The following is a 17,880-nucleotide window of genomic DNA, read 5'->3' as shown; positions in this document are numbered from 1 at the left end:
ACCTTACTGCATGTACCAGCCGTGGCTGACCACGATGCTCTGCCCGGTCAGGGCCGCGCTCGGGAACTCGGACAGGAAGCGCACGGTCTTGGCCACGTCCTCGACGGTGGTGAACACGCCGTCGACGGTGTTGCCCAGCATCACCTTGCGGATCACCTCGTCCTCGCTGATGCCCAGCTCCTTGGCCTGCTCCGGGATCTGCTTGTCGACCAGCGGAGTGCGCACGAAGCCGGGGCAGACCACGTGGCTGCGCACGCCGTGCTTGGCGCCTTCCTTGGCCAGCACCCGCGCCAGCCCGAGCAGGCCGTGCTTGGCGGTGACGTAGGCCGACTTCAGCGGCGAGGCCTCGTGCGAATGCACCGAGCCCATGTAGATCACGGTGCCGCCCTTGTCGCCCCGGTACATGTGCGGCAGCACCGCCTTGGTGGTCAGAAAGGCGCCGTCCAGGTGGATCGCCAGCATCTTCTTCCAGTCGCCGAAGGCGTAGTTCTCGATCGGATTGACGATCTGGATGCCGGCGTTGGAAATCAGGATATCGACGCCGCCCAGTTCGGCGACCACGCGCGCGATGCCGGCGTCGACCGCGGCCTCGTCGGTGACGTCCATGGCCACGCCGATCGCGCGGCCGCCGGCGGCGACGATCTCGTCGGCCACGGCCTGGGCGCCGGCCTGGTTGAGGTCGGCGATCGCGATCGCGGCGCCGGCGCGGGCCAGCTCATGGGCGATTTCCTTGCCGATGCCGCTGGCGGCTCCGGTGACGACGGCGACCTGGCCTTGGATCGAACTCATGACGACTCCTGGGAATGCGGATGGGGGCGCGCCGGCAGCGGACGCGAAAGCGGCCATTGTCGCCGCCCTGCGTTATCGCGGCGTTGCGGCGCGGGACCGCAGTGTCCCGCGAGCGCGGCGCGGGCGGCCATCGGCCATTGGTACCAGCCGGCCGGCCCCGCGCCGCGGACGTGTCCGGCGCAGGAACGAGGCCTGCTTTCTACAGAAGCGGCGCCAGGCGAACGCGCTTCCTGTGGGAGCGGCGCCAGGCGGACGCGCTTCCTGTGGGAGCGGCGCCAGGCGATCGCGCTTCCTGTGGGAGCGGCGCGAGCCGCGATCACGACACCGCGAACGCGTCACAGGCATGGGTGCCGGCGCGACATCGCGCTTTCGTCGCTGGTCAGGAGGCGCGGTCGCGGCTCATGACCGAAGGAAATCCCTGAGGGACGCCGTTCCTACCCCAAAGCAGGCAAGGCCGGCTGACGCGGGCGCCACTCAATCCTTCTTGGACTTCTTCTTGTCCTTCTTTTTCTTCTTGTCCTTGTCCTTCTTCTTTTTCTTCTTGTCTTTCTTGTCCTTCTTCGGCTGCAGCATCGTGCCGGTGCAGTTGTCCGAGCCGCAGCGGCACTCCCAGATCTGCTTCAGGCGCTTGGTGTGCTTCTCGGCCAGGGTGATGCCGTAGTTGTAGGACAGCTCCTCGCCCGGCGCGATCGCGCGGATGGCCTCGATGAAGACCCGGTCCTGGCGGCGGTCGTCGCCCTCGTCCTCGTCCAGCACGGCTTCGCAGTTGGGCGCGCAGCTGTGGTTGATCCAGCGCGCGCTGTTGCCTTCGAAGTTGGCGTCGATCACGTACTCGTCGTTGAGCGTGAACAGAAAGGTGTGGCCGGAGTCGGTGTCGCCCGAATCGCCCGCGTCGACCTCCTCGTGGGTGCGGCGGCGGCCTTTGTATTCGATTACGCGTTCGCCCTTGGCGATCGGGGTGACGGCGAATACGCCGTTGCCGTGGATGGCGGAACGACGGGCGGCGATCTTGCGCGGCATGCGGTAATCCAGAAGAGACGTCCGCGCATTTTGACCGCAAACGCGCGTCCGCGGCCATCGTGGTCGCGGACGCGTGCGCGAACGCGACGCGAGCCGCATTGCGCGGCCCCGTGGAGTCGCCTCCCGCGCGGGACGCCGCGTCGCATCGACCAGGTCGATATCCCCAAGGCCGCCGCAAGCCCCGGCTGCGCCGCCTCGACGCGCGCTTGCCGCCCTACCTGGCGCGAACGGATCTCCGTCCCAGCGCCGCTCCATCGCCCCTCGCCCCGCCACGTCCCGCCCCGCTGCAACCCGCCCAAACCGGTCTGCCCGCCCGGAGCGCCCCAACGCCCCGTCCGGCAAGGGGCGCGCCCCCGCCCCTGAACCGCCTGAATGCGGGCGCTGGCCCCGTCGGGCCGGAAACCGTACAATTCCGGTACGGATTAAACCGACACCCACGCCGATGCTCCGCGTCACCAAGCTCACCGACTACGCGACGGTCGTTCTGACCGTGCTCGCCGCCCAATTGGACGGCGTGCCCGATGCCGTGCTCAGCGCTTCCGAGCTGGCCGAGCGCGCCGGCCTGGAGACGCCGACGGTGAGCAAGCTGCTCAAGCCGCTGGCCCAGGCCGGTCTGGTCGAAGGCTTCCGCGGCGCCAACGGCGGCTACCGCCTGGCCCGCCCGGCCGAACAGATCGGCCTGATCGAGATCGTCGAGGCCATGGAAGGTCCGCTCGGCATGACCGAGTGCAGCGTCCACGCCGGCAATTGCGGCATCGAACAGCAGTGCGGCGTGCGCGCCAACTGGCGCCGCATCAACGACGTCGTGGTCGAGGCCCTGCGCAGCGTGACCCTGGCGCAGATGCTGGCCCCGCCCGTGCCCCCGCCCGAACCCGACACCAGGCGCATCGCTTTGCGCCTGGCCAACGCATAGACAGTAGGCAGCCCCCATGGCCACCGACATCATCGAACAGACCTCCGCCGCGCCCGCCGCGGACCTCGCCAACCGCGAGATCCACGAGCAGCTGGGCCGCCGCTACGAGGCTGGTTTCGTCACCGACATCGAATCCGACAGCCTGCCGCCGGGCCTGAACGAGGACATCATCCGCGCGCTTTCGGCCAAGAAGGACGAACCGGAGTGGATGACCGAATGGCGCCTGGCCGCGTACCGGCACTGGCTGACCATGCCGATGCCGCACTGGGCCAAGCTCAACATCGCCCCGATCGACTTCCAGGGCGTGAGCTACTACTCCGCGCCCAAGGCCAAGTACGCCTCACTGGACGAGGTGCCGCAGGAGCTGATCGACACCTACGACAAGCTCGGCGTGCCGCTGCACGAGCGCGCCAAGCTGGCCGGCGTCGCGGTGGACGCGGTGTTCGACTCGGTTTCGGTCGGCACCACCTACCGCAAGGAACTGGCCGACAAGGGCATCGTGTTCTGCTCGATGTCCGAGGCCATCCGCGAGTACCCGGACCTAGTCCGCAAGTACCTGGGCAGCGTGGTCCCCACCCACGACAACTATTTCGCCGCGCTCAACTCGGCGGTGTTCTCCGACGGCAGCTTCGTGTTCATCCCCAAGGGCGTGCGCTGCCCGATGGAACTGAGCACCTACTTCCGCATCAACGCCATGGGCACCGGCCAGTTCGAGCGCACCCTGATCGTGGCCGAGGACAAGAGCTACGTCAGCTACCTGGAAGGCTGCACCGCGCCGATGCGCGACGAGAACCAGCTGCACGCGGCGGTGGTCGAGCTGGTCGCGCTGGAAGATGCCGAGATCAAGTATTCCACGGTGCAGAACTGGTACCCGGGCGACGAGAACGGCGTCGGCGGCATCTACAACTTCGTCACCAAGCGCGGCGAATGCCGCGGCGCGCGCAGCAAGATCAGCTGGACCCAGGTCGAGACCGGTTCGGCGATTACCTGGAAGTACCCGTCCTGCGTGCTGCTGGGCGACGACTCCAGCGGCGAGTTCTATTCAGTCGCGCTGACCCACCACCGCCAGCAGGCCGACACCGGCACCAAGATGATCCACGTCGGCAAGCGCACCAAGTCCAAGATCGTCAGCAAGGGCATCAGCGCCGGCCGCGGCCAGAACACCTACCGCGGCCTGGTCAAGGTAGAGCGCAGCGCGGAAGGCGCGCGCAACCACACCCAATGCGACAGCCTGCTGATCGGCAAGAAATGCGGCGCACACACCTTCCCCTACATCGAGGTGCGCCACCCCAACGCCACCGTCGAGCACGAGGCCACCACCTCCAAGATCAGCGACGACCAGCTGTTCTATTGCCGCAGCCGCGGCATCGGCGAGGAAGACGCTGTCTCGATGATCGTCGACGGCTTCTGCAAGTCGGTGTTCAAGGAACTGCCGATGGAGTTCGCGGTGGAGGCCAAGAAGTTGTTGGAAGTGAGCCTGGAAGGTTCGGTCGGCTGACGATGTTGCTTTGCCCTTCTCCCGCCCGCGGGAGAAGGTGCCCGAAGGGCGGATGAGGGCAAGCGGACCCCGCGGCCCTCACCCCAACCCCTCTCCCGCAAGCGGAAGAGGGGCTAAAAGCGGCCTCTCGGCAATCGGGGCGCCGCTCAACCACTGGATACGAAAAGATGCTGAAGATCGAAAACCTCCACGTCCGCGTCGCCGGCAAGGACATCCTCAAGGGCCTCTCGCTGGAATTGCAGCCGGGCCAGGTGCATGCGGTCATGGGGCCCAACGGCGCCGGCAAGTCGACCCTGGGCAACGTCATCGCCGGGCGCGAGGGCTACGAGGTGGTCGAGGGCTCGGTCACCTTCCAGGGCCGCGACCTGCTGGCGCTGGAGCCGGAAGAGCGCGCCGCCGCAGGCGTGTTCCTGGCGTTCCAGTACCCGGTCGAGATCGCCGGCGTCAACAACACCTATTTCCTGCGCGCCGCGCTCAACGCCCAGCGCAAGGCCCGCGGCGAGACCGAGCTGGACTCGATCCAGTTCCTCAAGCTGGTGCGCCAGAAGCTGGCCGTGCTGCACCTGAAGGACGAACTGCTCAACCGCGGCGTCAACGAAGGCTTCAGCGGCGGCGAGAAGAAGCGCAACGAGATCTTCCAGATGGCGGTGCTGGAGCCCAAGCTGGCGATCCTGGACGAAACCGACTCCGGCCTGGACATCGACGCCCTCAAGAACGTGGCCGAGGGCGTCAACGCCCTGCGCGCGCCCGACCGCGCCTTCCTGGTGATCACCCACTACCAGCGGCTGTTGGACTACATCAAGCCTGACGTGGTGCATGTGCTCGCCGACGGCCGCATCGTCGAGAGCGGCGGGCCGGAGCTGGCGCTGGAGCTGGAGGCGCACGGCTACGCCTGGCTCAAGGACCGCATCGCGCCGACCGCGGTGGCCTGACATGAGCGCCCTGCTCGACTCCTTCTCCGACGCTCTGACGCCGCTGCTGGCGCGCCAGCAGTACCACGGCCTGCGCCGCGTGCAGGCGATGGAAGCCGCGCTCCAGACCGGCCTGCCGCATGCGCGCAGCGAAGCCTGGAAGTACACCCCGCTGCGCAACCTGGAGCGCCGCCGCTACGCCGCACCGCAGCCCGGCGTCTTCGATGCCGCCCTGCTGGCGACGATTCCGGCGCCGCGCCTGGTGTTCAACAACGGCCGCTACGACGCCGCGCTGTCCGACCTGAGCGGTCTGGCCGCCGGGGTCTCGCTGCAGCCGCTGTCGCAATTGCTCGCGGACGAGGACGCGCGCGCCTCCAACTTTCTTGAACGCCGCTACGAACGTCCGGAAGAAGTCTTCGCCCGCGTGAATGCCGCACTGGCCGAAGACGGCGCCGTGCTCAAGGTCGCTAGCGGCGCGCAAGGCGGCGCGGTACGACTGGTATTCGTGGGCGCGCCGGCGCAAGGCGGCGACGCGGCCTGGCATCTGCGCAACTTGATCGAACTGCAGGAAGGCGCTTCGCTGAGCGTGATCGAGCATCAGCTCGGCGGCGGCGAGCATAGCCACCTGGGCAACAGCCTCAGTCACGTGCATCTGTCGCCGCGCGCGACGCTCGCGCATGCGCGGGTGCAGGACGAAGCCACTGGCGCCGTGTCGATCGCGCGCACCGACGCCGTGCTCTCGCGCGAGTCGGTCTATCGCCGCCTCGATCTGGAACTGGGCGCGGCGCTGTCGCGTCACGAACTCAACGTCGCCCTGCACGGCGAAGCCGCGCAGCTGCATGCCAACGGCGTGCTGCTGGCGACCGGCAAGCGTCACCTCGATACCCGCCTGGGCATCGACCACGTCGGCCGCGACAGCCGCTGCGACCTGGTCTGGCGCGGCATGGCCGCCGGCCGTTCGCGCGCCGCCTTCCACGGCGGCATCCTGATCCGCGAAGGCGCCGACGGCACCGCCGCGATGCTGTCGAACAAGAACCTGCTGCTGTCCGAAGGCGCCGAGATCGACACCCAGCCGGTGCTGGAGATCCATGCCGACGAGGTCCAGGCCGCGCACGGCGCGACCGTCGGCCAGCTCGACGCCAACGCCCTGTTCTATCTGCGCTCGCGCGGCCTGCCCGCCGAGCAGGCGCGCTCCCTGCTGACGGCGGCGTTCTGTCGCGAAACCCTGTCCGTGTTCGACGACGCCGAGCTACGCGCCGCCCTGGAAACGCGTCTGGACGCGGCCTTGAACTGCCTCGACGAGAGCGCTGGCGCATGAACGCCCCCGCCGTCGCCATCGACTGGAACGCCGTACGCGCCGACTTCCCGCTGCTCACGCGCGAAGTCCACGGCAAGCCGTTGATCTACCTCGACTCGGCCAACACCGGCCAGAAACCGGAAGCGGTGATCGCGGCGGTCGACGACTTCTACCGCCGCCACAACGCCAACGTCAGCCGCGCCGTGCACGCGCTGGGCACCGAGGCCACCGAGGCCTACGAGGGCGCGCGCACCAAGCTGGCCAAGTTCCTCAACGTGCGCGCCGACGAGCTGGTGCTGTGTAGCGGCACCACCTTCGCGCTGAACCTGGTCGCCTATTCCTGGGCGCTGCCGCGGCTGCGGCCCGGCGACGCGATCGTGCTCACGCGCATGGAGCACCACGCCAACATCGTGCCCTGGCAGTTGGTCGCCCAGCGCACCGGCGCCACCATCAAGGTCGCCGAGATCGACGACCTGGGCCAGCTCGATCTGCCCCAGCTGTATTCGCTGCTGACTCCGGAAGTGAAGCTGCTGGCCCTGACCCACGTCTCCAACGTGCTGGGCACGGTCAATCCGGTGCGCGAAATCTGCCGCGAGGCGCGCAAGCGCGGCATCGTCAGCGTGATCGACGGCTCGCAGGCCGCGCCGCACCGCGCGCTAGACATCGCCGCGATCGGCTGCGATTTCTATGCGATCACCGGTCACAAGATGAACGGCCCCACCGGCACCGGCGCGCTGTGGGCGCGCCGCGAGCACCTGGCGCAGATGCCGCCCTTCCTCGGCGGCGGCGAGATGATCAAGGAAGTGCGCTTCGAAGGCACGGTGTTCAACGATGCGCCGCACAAGTTCGAGGCCGGCACCCCCAACATCGCCGGCTTCGTCGGCCTGGGCGCGGCGGTGGACTACCTGTCGGCGCTGGGCATGAACCACATCGAAGCGCGCGAGCGGGCCCTGCTCGACTACGCCACCCGCGCGCTGTCGGAGGTGCCCGGCCTGCGCATTTTCGGCCGCGCGCCGGAGAAGGCGGCGGTGATCAGTTTCCTGGTCGAGGGCGCGCACGCGCACGACCTGGCCACCCTGCTCGACCTGGAAGGCGTGGCGATCCGTTCCGGCCATCACTGCGCCCACCCGCTGATGCATCATCTCGGGGTGCCGGCGACCTGCCGCGCCTCGCTGGCTTACTACAATACGTTCGACGAGGTCGACGCCTTCGTCGCCGCTTTGACCAAGGTACGCACGCTGCTCGCATGAACGACACGCCCCTGAGTTTCCGCCCCGCCACTCATGCCGATACTGACGCCCTGATCGCGCTGGTCGAGTCCGCCTATCGCGGCGACAGCAGCCGGGTCGGCTGGACCACCGAGGCCGACCTGCTCGGCGGCCGCCGCACCGGCGCCGACGACATCTCCGAGTGCATCGACCGCGCGCACAGCGTGCTGCTGATCGCCGAGCGCGCCAGCGCCGACGGCGACGCGCCGGAGCTGCTGGCTTGCGCGCATGTCGCGGTCGAGGATGGCGCCGGCTACTTCGGCCTGTTCTCGGTGCGCCCGAACCTGCAGGGTGGCGGCATCGGCAAGATCGTACTCAACGAGGCCGAGCGCATCGCGCGCGAGGACTGGAAGCTGCCGGCGATGCGCATGACCGTGATCGACGCCCGCGAGGAACTGATCGCGTACTACGTGCGCCGCGGTTACCGCCGCACCGGCATCATCAAGCCGTTCCCCTACGGCGACGCGCGCTTCGGCTTGCCCAAGCGCGACGATCTGCGTTTCGAAGTTCTGGAAAAATTGTTTTAAGAACTGGGATTTGGGATTGGGGATTAGAGATTCGCAAGAGCCGCTCTTTCCAATCCCGAATCCCGAATCCCCAATCTCGGATTTGAAACCATGGGCGACTGGGTCTTCGTTTGCGCTACCTCGCAGTTGCTGCCGGGCGAATCCACCGTGGCCTGGGACGGCGACACGCCTATCCTGGTCTGCAACTACGACGGCGATTACTACGCGCTGGAAGACAAGTGCTCGCACGAGGACTTCGAGCTCTCGGCCGGCAATTACGACGGCGAGGAAGCCACGGTCGAGTGCGTGCTGCACGGGGCCAAGTTCGACATCCGCGACGGCCGCCCGCTGTGCGCGCCCGCCTACAGCCCGGTGACCAAGTTCCCGGTCAAGGTCGAGAACGACGGGGTCTGGACCCGCGACGACCGCGCCTGAGGCGGCGTAGGGCGCTTTCCTCGCCCTGAGCATCGTCCCAATCCCCTGTCCAACGGCCGCCCGCGCGGCCTCGCGCGAGCGACCGATCCCCGACGGCCCCAAGGCCCGCCTGCGGTCGTCCCGCCGCGCCCGCTGCGCCGTTCCCGACCAGCGCACACGCAAATTGCGAACGCCGCATTCACTTTTCGTTGCAAATGCGAATCGCTCTCATTAATATTCCCGGTTAACGCGGTCCTGATTGGCCCGCTCCCCCATCGTCAGCCCTGGACCCCCCATGTCGACCACGAAGTTCGTCGTGTCGCCGCTCGCCGGTGCACTTGCCCTCGCCCTCAGCGTTCCCGCCATCGCGGCGCCGGCGCCGGATCCCCAAGCCAAGGATCTGGACGGCGTCGAAGTCCGTGGCGTGAAGGTGCTCAAGGCCAGCTCGGGCAAGTACACCGCGCCGCTGCGCGACACCCCGCAGACGATCACCGTGATCGACCGCAGCACCATCGACGGCCAGAACCTGCTGTCGCTGCAGGACATCCTCGCGACCCTGCCCGGCATCACCTTCGGCGCCGGCGAAGGCGGCGGCGGCTTCGGCGACAAGATCAACCTGCGCGGCTTCGACGCCAGCAACGACATCACCGTCGACGGCGTGCGCGACAGCGGTCTGTACAGCCGCACCGATCCGTTCAACCTGGAATCGGTGGAAGTCATCAACGGCGCCAACTCGGTCTACTCGGGTGCGGGCTCGGTGGCCGGCACCATCAACCTGGTCAGCAAGTCCGCCGGCGCGACCGAATTCAACCGCGCCAGCATCGCCGCCGGCACCGACGACTACGCCCGCGTCACCGCCGACAGCAACTTCCTGCTGGGCGAAAGCAGCGCGTTCCGCATCAACGTGATGGCGCACCAGAACGACATCCCGGGCCGCGACGTCGAGCGCAACGAGCGTTGGGGCATCGCGCCCTCGCTGAGCTTCGGCCTGGGCAGCGACACCACCTGGACCTTGAACTACGTCCACCAGGAAGACGACAACATCCCCGAGTACGGCGTGCCGTTCTTCAACGGCGGCCCGTTGCCCGGCGTCGATCCGTCGACCTACTACGGCTACAAGAACATCGACCAGCAGGAAATCGAGTACGACTCGCTGACCTCGATCCTGGAGCACCGCTTCAGCGACACCATGAAGGTGCGCAACCTGACGCGCTGGCAGCAGGTCGACCAGTTCTCGCTGGTGGACGCGGTGCAGGGCACCTGGTGCATGCCCAACGGCCTGACTCCGCTCGGCGTCGCCTGCCCGGCCGGCGTGGCCCCGGGCCGCTACCTGCCCAGCGGCCCGCGCGGTTTCGGTCGCGACACCCGCAACACCACCCTCTACACCCAGACCGACCTGACCACCGAGTTCAACACCGGCTCGGTGCAGCACACCCTGGTCGCGGGCTTCTCGGTGATGCACGAGAGCTTCGACCTCGACACCACCAGCGATTTTCGCAACGCCGACGGCACCAACCCGTACATCAACGGCCTGCCGACGATGGACATTTTCCATCCGGACAACGTCTACCGCGGCCCGATCAACCGCACCCTGACCGGCCGCACCGAAGGCGAACTCGACAACCAGGCCGTCTACGTCTTCGACACGATCAAGTTCAGCGAGCAGTGGCTGCTGAGCCTGGGCGCGCGCTACGAGCACAACGAAGGCAAGACCAACACCGCCACCGTGGTGCTGGCGCCGACCACCGTGGGCGCGCCGCTGCCGGCGCAGCCGATCGGCACCGTCACCGGCTACGGCGTGCCGGCCAAGAACACCGACGACCTGTTCTCCTACCGCGCCGGCCTGGTCTACAAGCCGGTCGAAAACGTCAGCGTGTACGCCGCCTACGGCAACTCCAAGACGCCGTCCAAGGCCTCGGTCAACGGTTCCTGCACCCTGACCAGCACCACCGGCACCGCCAACTGCACAGTCGATCCGGAAACCGCGGTCAACTACGAAATCGGCGCCAAGTGGGATCTGTTCGAGGGTCGTCTGGCGCTGACCGGTTCGCTGTTCCGCAACGACCGCGAGAACTACAAGGTCTCCGACCCGGGCAACCCGAACAATCCGACCGGCGCGCAGCAACTCGACGGCCGCGCGCGCGTCGACGGCGCGATGCTGGGCGTGTCCGGCCTGCTCACCGACCATTGGGCGGTCTACGCCAACTACGCCTACCTGGACAGCGAAGTGCTGCAGGGCGTGTCCGACCGTCAGGCCGGCCTGGGCCTGGACTACACCCAGGGCGATCGCCTGTTGAACGTGCCGGAGCACTCCTTCAGCCTGTGGACCACCTACGACCTGTCGCCGAAGTGGCAGATCGGCTACGGCGCGACCTACCAGGGCAAGATCTGGCTGACCCAGCACAGCGCGACCAACCTCAACGGCCCGCTGGTGACCGCGGACAGCTATTGGACCCACCGTGCGATGGTCAATTACAAGATCAACCGCAACGCCGCCCTCCAGCTCAACGTCAGCAATCTGGCCGACGAGGAGTACTACACCCGCATCCGCAACAACGGCTGGGCGACGCCGGGCGAGGCGCGCCAGGTGGTATTGAGCGCCAACTTCACGTTCTAATCCGGACTTCCATAGTCCGCGCGCGCCGCCCGGGACCTCCCGGGCGGCCGCATTGAGGAAGACCATGCTGCTGCACGTGCCCAAAGTCCTCAGCCCCGAACAGGTCGCGCACTGCCGCGAGCGGCTGGCGCAGGCCGGCTGGGCCGATGGCCGCATCACCGCCGGCTACCAGTCGGCCAAGGCCAAGGACAACGCGCAGCTGCCGGAGAACGACCCGGTCGCGCGCGAGCTGGGCGCGATCATCCTCGACGCCCTGGCCAAGAACCCGACCTTCTTTTCCGCGGCCCTGCCGCAGCGGGTGTTCCCGCCGCTGTTCAACCGCTACGAAGGCGGCCAGGCCTTCGGCTTCCACGTCGACAACGCCATCCGCTACGACCGCAGCCGCGGCGGCATGGACACCGTGCGCACCGATCTGTCGGCGACTCTGTTCCTGAGCGCGCCGGAGGAATACGACGGCGGCGAGCTGGTGATCGAGGACACCTACGGCAGCCACAGCATCAAGCTGGCGGCCGGCGATCTGGTGCTCTACCCCGGCACCAGCCTGCACAAGGTCACCCCGGTCACGCGCGGCGCGCGCCTGGCCTCGTTCTTCTGGATCCAGAGCCTGCTGCGCGAGGACGCGCAACGCCGGCTGATGTTCGAACTCGACGTCTCGATCCGCCGCCTCACCGCCGACGTGCCCGAGCATCCGGCGCTGGTGCAGCTGACCGGCGTGTACCACAACCTGCTGCGTCGCTGGAGCGAGCCTTGAGCGCCAACGACGCCGCCGCGCGCGCGCGCGACTCCACGGCCAAGGCCGGCGATCCGAACCGGCGCGCGTACTGGCTCAAGACCCTGCACCGCTGGCACTGGATCAGCGCGGCGCTGAGCCTGTTCGCGCTGCTGATCTTCGCCGCCACCGGCATCACCCTCAACCATGCCGCCCAGATCGAAGCCGAGCCGCAGGTGGTCACGGTAAAGGACACCCTGCCGGCCAGCGCCCTGCGCGGCCTGCAAGGCGAACGCGCGGCCGATGCGCCGCTGCCGGCCGGCGCGCGCGACTGGATCGAGGCCCAGCTGGGCGTGAATACCGAAGGCCGCAGCGTGGAATGGTCGGACGGCGAGGTCTACATCTCGCTGCCGCGTCCCGGCGGCGATGCCTGGCTCAGCATCGACCGCGAAAGCGGCGCGATCGAATACGAACTCACCCGCCGCGGCTGGATCGCCTGGCTCAACGACCTGCACAAGGGCCGCAACACCGGCGCGGTCTGGCGCTGGTTCATCGATCTGTTCGCGGTCGCCTGCCTGCTGTTCGCGCTCACCGGCCTGTGGCTGCTGCAGCTGCATGCGCGCCAGCGCGGCAAGACCTGGCCGCTGGTCGCCGCGGGCGTGGCGATACCGGCGCTGCTGATCGTCCTTTTCATGCATTGAACCCCTGGAGACCGCGATGAAGTTGTTGCCCCGCACCGCACTGATCGTCGCCCTGGCGATGCCGGTGTCGGCGTTCGCCGCCGACCTCGGCCTCAGCATCGAAATCCCGCGCCTGAAGGTCGCCGAATACCACCGTCCCTACGTCGCGGCCTGGATCGAACGTCCCGACAACAGCGTCGCCGCCGATCTGGCGGTCTGGTACGACGTGGACATGAAGAACGGCGAAGGCACCAAGTGGCTGAAGGACATCCGTCAGTGGTGGCGGCGCAGCGGCCGCAGCCTGAAGATGCCGGTCGACGGCGTCAGCGGCGCGACCCGCGCGGTCGGTCAGCACAGCCTGAATTTCAAGGGCGGCAGCAAGCCGCTGGCCGGTCTCGCGCCGGGCCAGTACACCCTGGTGGTCGAAGCCGCCCGCGAAGTCGGCGGCCGCGAACTGCTGAGCATTCCGTTCCAGTGGCCGGCCAAGGGCGGCGCGCAGACCCTGTCGGCCCAGGGCAAGACCGAGTTGGGCGCGGTGCGTCTGGCGGTCAAGCCTTGAGATTCGGGATTCGAGATTCGGGATTCGTGTAAGCGCTAAATCGCGCTCCCGGTTTCGACCCGCATTCCACGCCATCGCTGTTACGAATCCCGAATCCCCAATCTCCAATCCCGGATTTCAACCATGAAAATCAAACTCATCGCCGCCGCCGCGATCGCCGCGCTCGGTTTCGCCACCTCGGCGCAGGCGCACAAGGCCTGGCTGCAGCCGTCGCAGACCGTGTTCTCCGACAAGGGCGCCTGGCTCACGGTCGACGCGGCCGTGTCCAACGACCTGTTCTACTTCAACCACGTGCCGCTGCCGCTGGAACGTCTGCGCATCACCGCGCCGGACGGCAGCGCGGTGCAGGCGCAGAACGCGTCCACCGGCAAGCTGCGCAGCGTGTTCGACGTCGAGCTGGCGCAGGAAGGCACCTACAAGATCGCGATGGTCAACGAGGGCATGTTCGCCAGCTACAAGCTCGGCGGCGAAGCCAAGCGCTGGCGCGGCAAGGCCGAGGACTACAAAGCCGGCATCCCGGCCGGCGCGACCGAAATCAGCGCCTCGGAAAGCCTGGGCCGGGTCGAGACCTTCGCCACCGTCGGCTCGCCGACCACCACCGTGTTCAAGGCCAGCGGCAAGGGCATCGAGCTGGTGCCGGTGACCCACCCCAACGACTTGTTCGCCGGCGAGAAGGCCACCTTCCAGCTGCTCGTAGACGGCAAGCCGGCCGCGGGCCTGAAGATCGAAGTGGTGCCGGGCGCGACCCGCTACCGCGATCAGCAGAACGAGATCCACCTGACCAGCGGCGCCGACGGCAAGTTCGAAGTGAACTGGCCGCAGGCCGGCATGTACTGGCTGGAGACCGCCAGCGAGGACGCCAAGACCACGCTGCCGGACGCCAAGCAGCGCCGTCTGAGCTACGTCGCCGTGTTCGAAGTGCTGTCGCAGTAAATCGGCCGACGTGCAACCGCCTGAGATCCGCATGAGCTGGAGCGGCACGAGCTGGGGCGGCAGCGCGCCGGCCGCGCGCGCCGTGCACGCGCTCGCGGGCCACAGCATGGGCACGCAATGGTCGGTGAAGCTGGTCGCCGATGCCGCCGCGCTGCCGGAACTGGAGCGCGGCATCCAGGCCTGTCTGGACGAAGTCGTGGCCCAGATGAGCACCTGGGAAGCGGACTCGGACCTCAGCCGCTACAACCGCGCCGAGGCCGGCACCGTGCAGACCCTGCCCGACGGTTTCCACGCGGTGCTGGACGCGGCGCTGAAACTCGCCGCCGACAGCGGCGGCGCCTACGACCCCACGATCGGGCCGCTGGTCAATCTGTGGGGCTTCGGCCCCGACGGCGCGCGCGAGTCGGCACCGTCGGACGCGCAGATCGCCCAGGCGCAGGCGCGCGTGGGCTGGCAACGGGTCGGCTTCGATCCGCACGCGCGCACCGCCACCCAGGCCGGCGGCAGCTATCTGGATTTCTCTTCGATCGCCAAGGGCTACGGTGTCGATCGCGTGGCGCAGTGGCTGGGCGAGCGTGGCATCGACGCGTTTCTGGTCGAGGTCGGCGGCGAACTCTACGGCCGCGGCCGCAAGCCCGACGGCAGCGCCTGGCGGATCGCGGTCGAACGCCCCGACGACGACGCCGGCGACGAGGGTGCCGCGGTGTTGGCGCTGGACGGTTTCGCGATCGCGACCTCGGGCGATTATCGGCGCTACTTCGATCACGATGGCCGTCGTTACTCGCACACCGTCGATCCGCGCAGCGGCCGGCCGGTGACGCATGCGCTGGCCTCGGTCAGCGTGTTGCATCCGCAGTGCATGCAGGCCGACGGCCTGGCCACCGTGCTCGCGGTGCTGGGCCCGCAGGCCGGCATGGCCTACGCCAACCGTCGCCAGCTCGCGGCGATGTTCGTGCTGCACGACGGCGACGGTTTCCTGACCCGGATGACGCCGGCCTTCATCGCGCGCCAGCGCGCGGCTTGAGCGCGCACGAATCGCCTATGTCTGTTTCCGAATCCTCGTCCACCACAAGGCGTATCGACGCCAGCACCGTCGGCAATGCGCTGGTGCTGCTGGCCCTGATCGTGCTGGCTTATCTGCTGCTGCGCTGGCAGGCCGAGCCGGTGCGTTGGCTCGCGCCGGAGCGCACGCGTCTGCTGTGGGCGGCGGGATTGGCGACGGCGTATGCCGCCTTCGTCGGTGGCGTCGCCTGGGTGCGCGCGCGTCGCGCGCGTGCGCAAGCGCTGCCGCAGGCCTCCGCGCACGCCGCCCATGAGTGGTTGATCGCGTTCGCCAGCCAGACCGGCCATGCCGAATTCCTGGCGCGCCGCAGTTGGCAGACCCTGGCCGACAGCGGCATCGGCGCCGATATCCGCATGCTGGGCGGCTTGGATGCGGCCGCGCTCGCGCGCTACCGCCAGGTCTTGTTCGTGGTCAGCACCACCGGCGAAGGCGACGCGCCGGACACCGCCGCACGCTTCGTACGCCTCGTGCTGGGTACCCCCGCCGCCCTGACAGGCCTGCGCTACGGCGTGCTGGCGCTGGGCGACCGTCAGTACGAGCAGTTCTGCAGCTTCGGCCACCGCCTCGACCATTGGCTGCGCCATGCCGGCGCCGACCCGATGTTCGACTTGGTCGAAGTCGACGACGGCGACCCCGGCGCGCTGCGTCATTGGCAGCATCATCTGGGCCTGCTCGCGGGGCATACCGAACTGCCGGACTGGAGCGCGCCCGCCTACCGACCGTGGCGACTAAGCGCACGCACGCAGCTCAATCCCGGCAGCCTCGGCGGGCCCGCTTTCCATCTCGCGCTCACGCCGGAACACGCCGCCGATCTGCGATGGCAGGCCGGCGATATCGCCGAGATCGGTCCGCGCAACGGCGAGGCCGATGTGGCCGCGTGGCTGGCTGCCGCAAATCAGGACGGCACGGCCACGGTCGACGCGGACGGCGAAGCCGACACGCTGGCCGCGCTGTTGCGGCGCTCGCGCTTGCCGGACGCGACCGCGATGCAGGCACTGGCGCCGCAGGCCGTCGCCGATGCGCTGCAGGCCTTGCCGCATCGCGAGTATTCGATCGCCTCGCTGCCTGCCGACAGCAGCCTGCAGTTGCTGGTGCGGCAGATGCGCCAGCCCGACGGACGCCTGGGCAGCGGCAGCGGCTGGCTGACCGCCCACGCAGGCATCGACGAACGTATCGACCTACGCATCCGCGCCAATCCCTCCTTCCACGCGCCGGCCGATGCGCGGCCGCTGATCCTGATCGGCAACGGCACCGGCATCGCCGGCCTGCGCGCGCTGCTGAAGGCCCGCGTCGCCGCCGGGCATACGCGCAACTGGCTGCTGTTCGGCGAACGCAGCGCGGCGCACGACTACCACTACCGCGACGAGCTCGAAGCCTGGCTGCGCGATGGCGCCATCGAACGCATCGACCTGGCGTTCTCGCGCGACGGCAGCGAACGCATGTACGTGCAGCAGCGCCTGCGCGAGCACAGCGCGCGCGCGCGCGAATGGCTGGACGGCGGGGCGGCGGTTTACGTCTGCGGCAGCCTGGAAGGCATGGCGCCGGCGGTGGACGCGGTGCTGCGCGAGATCGTGGGATTGGAGGCGTTGGAAGCGATGGCGCTGGATGGGCGTTACAGGCGCGACGTGTACTGAGTCGCTCAGGCGCCTAGCCCGGTGGAGTGGCGCGTCGGTTGTTGGCTACTGGGGTCGCGCGGTTCGCGCGGGTCGTCGGCCATGGTTCGACTAGTTCACCACCAACGGCTCGTGACGTTGCGCCACTCGTGTCGTTGCATGGCTCGTCTCATTACGCCGCCCCGCGTTTCCTCCCCCTTTGGAAAAGGGGGATTGAGGGGGATTTGCTCTTAAGACCGCGCAGCTTCGCCACTCACGGCTCGACTAGCTCATCACGAACAGCTCAGGCAGCGCACCAAGCGAACGCATCACTCGACAACCCGCGCCACCCTCACCAGCAACACCTCGCCACCGCCCTCCAGCACCGCGCGCAAACGCGCAGCGCCGGCCGCCAGCACCGCGGTATCGCCCGCCGCCAGCGGCGGCAGGCCGGTGTCGTCGGCGAAGCGGGCTTGCCCCGCGATCAGGTGCACGGCCCAGGTCTGGCCGGGCTCGGCGAAGATCACCATCGGCCCGACCAGCGGGCGATGCCAGAGCTGCGCCTGCACGCGCTCGCGCCGCCACATCAGGTTGAAATCGTGGGTGGTGCCGTCGATCAGTTCGCCGTGCACGACGCGCTCGCCGGCGAAGCGCAGCTTGTCGTGCGGCGGCAGCAGTTCGTGCAGCTCGCCGTCGTCGAAGCGCAGGCGCAGGCCGTTGCCGCTGAGCAGCACCAGTTCGCGGTCGATGCCCGGAAACGCCGAGAACGCGGCGTCGCGCTCGATTTCGGCGATCGACAGCCGCCAATCCCAGTCCTCGCCGTCCGCCGGGCGCGCCGCCGCGTCCAGGCGCAGGATTTCGCGGGTCCAGCCGAGTTGGTTGCGCCAGCGCTCGCGCCGGTATTCGTTGGCCGGGATCGCCCAACAACGCCCGCCCTGGGCGGTATCCGTTTCGTCTGTCATCGCCATCGCTGTGGTCGGCCTGGATGGCGCAAAGTCTAACCAGCACGGCGACCGCGCGCGGGCCGCGGCAGACGGTGTCGACGATTTCGAGCGTGAGCCGGCACCGCGACCGGGCCGCTCACGGCGCGCCACCGCGGCGGCGCGCCACA

The 17,880-nt window shown here is 68.5% G+C and carries 16 protein-coding genes and 1 pseudogene; 14 read left to right on the top strand and 3 right to left on the bottom strand.

The window, feature by feature from the left end; translation table 11 throughout:
* Window positions 1-3: 3 nt before the first annotated feature.
* Both ASE35_RS12165 and ASE35_RS12160 read right to left on the bottom strand, forming a co-directional pair.
* Window positions 4-789 (bottom strand): 3-hydroxybutyrate dehydrogenase, encoded by a 786-nt coding sequence (locus ASE35_RS12165; RefSeq protein ID WP_057163961.1) that lies wholly within the window; start codon window positions 787-789, stop codon window positions 4-6.
* 555 nt (window positions 790-1,344) lie between these two features.
* Window positions 1,345-1,809 (bottom strand): annotated as a pseudogene (locus ASE35_RS12160) (SET domain-containing protein-lysine N-methyltransferase); the annotation flags it as partial.
* A gap of 442 nt (window positions 1,810-2,251) precedes the next feature.
* Here ASE35_RS12160 and ASE35_RS12155 point away from each other — a divergent pair.
* From ASE35_RS12155 to ASE35_RS12090, 14 genes are all read left to right on the top strand, one after another.
* Entirely contained in the window at window positions 2,252-2,722 is a 471-nt protein-coding gene (locus ASE35_RS12155; protein ID WP_056182946.1) for an SUF system Fe-S cluster assembly regulator, read from the top strand.
* Between the two features lie 16 nt (window positions 2,723-2,738).
* Window positions 2,739-4,220, top strand: coding sequence for a Fe-S cluster assembly protein SufB (sufB, locus tag ASE35_RS12150; RefSeq protein ID WP_057163960.1), 1,482 nt, complete (start codon window positions 2,739-2,741; stop codon window positions 4,218-4,220).
* 167 nt (window positions 4,221-4,387) lie between these two features.
* Entirely contained in the window at window positions 4,388-5,152 is a 765-nt protein-coding gene (sufC, locus tag ASE35_RS12145; RefSeq protein ID WP_056182938.1) for a Fe-S cluster assembly ATPase SufC, read from the top strand.
* A gap of 88 nt (window positions 5,153-5,240) precedes the next feature.
* The gene (sufD, locus tag ASE35_RS12140) at window positions 5,241-6,449 is read left to right on the top strand and encodes a Fe-S cluster assembly protein SufD (RefSeq protein WP_235570067.1); all 1,209 of its coding nucleotides are present in this window, start codon (window positions 5,241-5,243) and stop codon (window positions 6,447-6,449) included.
* Window positions 6,446-7,678 carry a cysteine desulfurase gene (locus ASE35_RS12135; RefSeq protein ID WP_057163958.1) on the top strand — a complete coding sequence of 411 codons (1,233 nt, stop codon included), beginning with the start codon at window positions 6,446-6,448 and terminating at the stop codon, window positions 7,676-7,678. Before sufD ends, ASE35_RS12135 begins: the two co-directional genes overlap by 4 nt.
* A complete protein-coding gene (locus ASE35_RS12130) occupies window positions 7,675-8,223 on the top strand; it encodes a GNAT family N-acetyltransferase (protein WP_057163957.1) in 549 nt (182 codons plus the stop codon). The genes ASE35_RS12135 and ASE35_RS12130 overlap by 4 nt, the downstream gene beginning before the upstream one ends.
* A gap of 90 nt (window positions 8,224-8,313) precedes the next feature.
* A complete protein-coding gene (locus ASE35_RS12125; RefSeq protein WP_056182927.1) occupies window positions 8,314-8,637 on the top strand; it encodes a non-heme iron oxygenase ferredoxin subunit in 324 nt (107 codons plus the stop codon).
* Window positions 8,638-8,911: 274 nt separating this feature from the next.
* Window positions 8,912-11,233, top strand: a complete 2,322-nt coding sequence (locus ASE35_RS12120) for a TonB-dependent siderophore receptor (protein ID WP_057163956.1) — start codon at window positions 8,912-8,914, stop codon at window positions 11,231-11,233.
* 64 nt (window positions 11,234-11,297) lie between these two features.
* Window positions 11,298-11,984, top strand: coding sequence for a Fe2+-dependent dioxygenase (locus ASE35_RS12115; protein ID WP_056182921.1), 687 nt, complete (start codon window positions 11,298-11,300; stop codon window positions 11,982-11,984).
* On the top strand, window positions 11,981-12,643 hold the full coding sequence (locus ASE35_RS12110; RefSeq protein WP_082611240.1) for a PepSY-associated TM helix domain-containing protein: 663 nt from the start codon (window positions 11,981-11,983) through the stop codon (window positions 12,641-12,643). The genes ASE35_RS12115 and ASE35_RS12110 overlap by 4 nt, the downstream gene beginning before the upstream one ends.
* Before the next feature lie 16 nt (window positions 12,644-12,659).
* Window positions 12,660-13,181: a DUF2271 domain-containing protein gene (locus tag ASE35_RS12105; RefSeq protein ID WP_057163955.1), complete on the top strand. Its 522-nt coding sequence runs from the start codon at window positions 12,660-12,662 to the stop codon at window positions 13,179-13,181.
* A 123-nt stretch (window positions 13,182-13,304) separates the two neighbouring features.
* On the top strand, window positions 13,305-14,114 hold the full coding sequence (locus ASE35_RS12100) for a DUF4198 domain-containing protein (protein WP_056182916.1): 810 nt from the start codon (window positions 13,305-13,307) through the stop codon (window positions 14,112-14,114).
* A gap of 31 nt (window positions 14,115-14,145) precedes the next feature.
* A complete protein-coding gene (locus tag ASE35_RS12095; protein ID WP_057163954.1) occupies window positions 14,146-15,138 on the top strand; it encodes an FAD:protein FMN transferase in 993 nt (330 codons plus the stop codon).
* Window positions 15,139-15,155: 17 nt separating this feature from the next.
* The gene (locus ASE35_RS12090) at window positions 15,156-16,811 is read left to right on the top strand and encodes a sulfite reductase subunit alpha (RefSeq protein WP_057163953.1); all 1,656 of its coding nucleotides are present in this window, start codon (window positions 15,156-15,158) and stop codon (window positions 16,809-16,811) included.
* A gap of 287 nt (window positions 16,812-17,098) precedes the next feature.
* Here ASE35_RS12090 and ASE35_RS12085 read toward each other — a convergent pair whose 3' ends face one another.
* On the bottom strand, window positions 17,099-17,731 hold the full coding sequence (locus ASE35_RS12085) for a HutD family protein (RefSeq protein WP_056183220.1): 633 nt from the start codon (window positions 17,729-17,731) through the stop codon (window positions 17,099-17,101).
* Between the last annotated feature and the right edge of the window lie 149 nt (window positions 17,732-17,880).

Origin of the sequence: Lysobacter sp. Root916, assembly GCF_001429785.1 — a bacterium.
GTDB lineage: Bacteria > Pseudomonadota > Gammaproteobacteria > Xanthomonadales > Xanthomonadaceae > Lysobacter.
This window is presented reverse-complemented; position numbering and strand designations above follow the sequence as displayed.

Bases quoted from the DNA above. Each gene is read 5' to 3' on its own strand.
- ASE35_RS12100 (WP_056182916.1), top strand. From the start codon at position 13,305: ATGAAAATCAAACTCATCGCCGCCGCCGCGATCGCCGCGCTCGGTTTC.
- sufC (WP_056182938.1), top strand. From the start codon at position 4,388: ATGCTGAAGATCGAAAACCTCCACGTCCGCGTCGCCGGCAAGGACATC.
- sufD (WP_235570067.1), top strand. From the start codon at position 5,241: ATGGAAGCCGCGCTCCAGACCGGCCTGCCGCATGCGCGCAGCGAAGCC.
- ASE35_RS12105 (WP_057163955.1), top strand. From the start codon at position 12,660: ATGAAGTTGTTGCCCCGCACCGCACTGATCGTCGCCCTGGCGATGCCG.
- ASE35_RS12165 (WP_057163961.1), bottom strand. From the start codon at position 789: ATGAGTTCGATCCAAGGCCAGGTCGCCGTCGTCACCGGAGCCGCCAGC.
- ASE35_RS12120 (WP_057163956.1), top strand. From the start codon at position 8,912: ATGTCGACCACGAAGTTCGTCGTGTCGCCGCTCGCCGGTGCACTTGCC.
- ASE35_RS12155 (WP_056182946.1), top strand. From the start codon at position 2,252: ATGCTCCGCGTCACCAAGCTCACCGACTACGCGACGGTCGTTCTGACC.
- ASE35_RS12135 (WP_057163958.1), top strand. From the start codon at position 6,446: ATGAACGCCCCCGCCGTCGCCATCGACTGGAACGCCGTACGCGCCGAC.
- sufB (WP_057163960.1), top strand. From the start codon at position 2,739: ATGGCCACCGACATCATCGAACAGACCTCCGCCGCGCCCGCCGCGGAC.
- ASE35_RS12085 (WP_056183220.1), bottom strand. From the start codon at position 17,731: ATGACAGACGAAACGGATACCGCCCAGGGCGGGCGTTGTTGGGCGATC.
- ASE35_RS12095 (WP_057163954.1), top strand. From the start codon at position 14,146: ATGAGCTGGAGCGGCACGAGCTGGGGCGGCAGCGCGCCGGCCGCGCGC.
- ASE35_RS12115 (WP_056182921.1), top strand. From the start codon at position 11,298: ATGCTGCTGCACGTGCCCAAAGTCCTCAGCCCCGAACAGGTCGCGCAC.
- ASE35_RS12130 (WP_057163957.1), top strand. From the start codon at position 7,675: ATGAACGACACGCCCCTGAGTTTCCGCCCCGCCACTCATGCCGATACT.
- ASE35_RS12090 (WP_057163953.1), top strand. From the start codon at position 15,156: ATGTCTGTTTCCGAATCCTCGTCCACCACAAGGCGTATCGACGCCAGC.
- ASE35_RS12125 (WP_056182927.1), top strand. From the start codon at position 8,314: ATGGGCGACTGGGTCTTCGTTTGCGCTACCTCGCAGTTGCTGCCGGGC.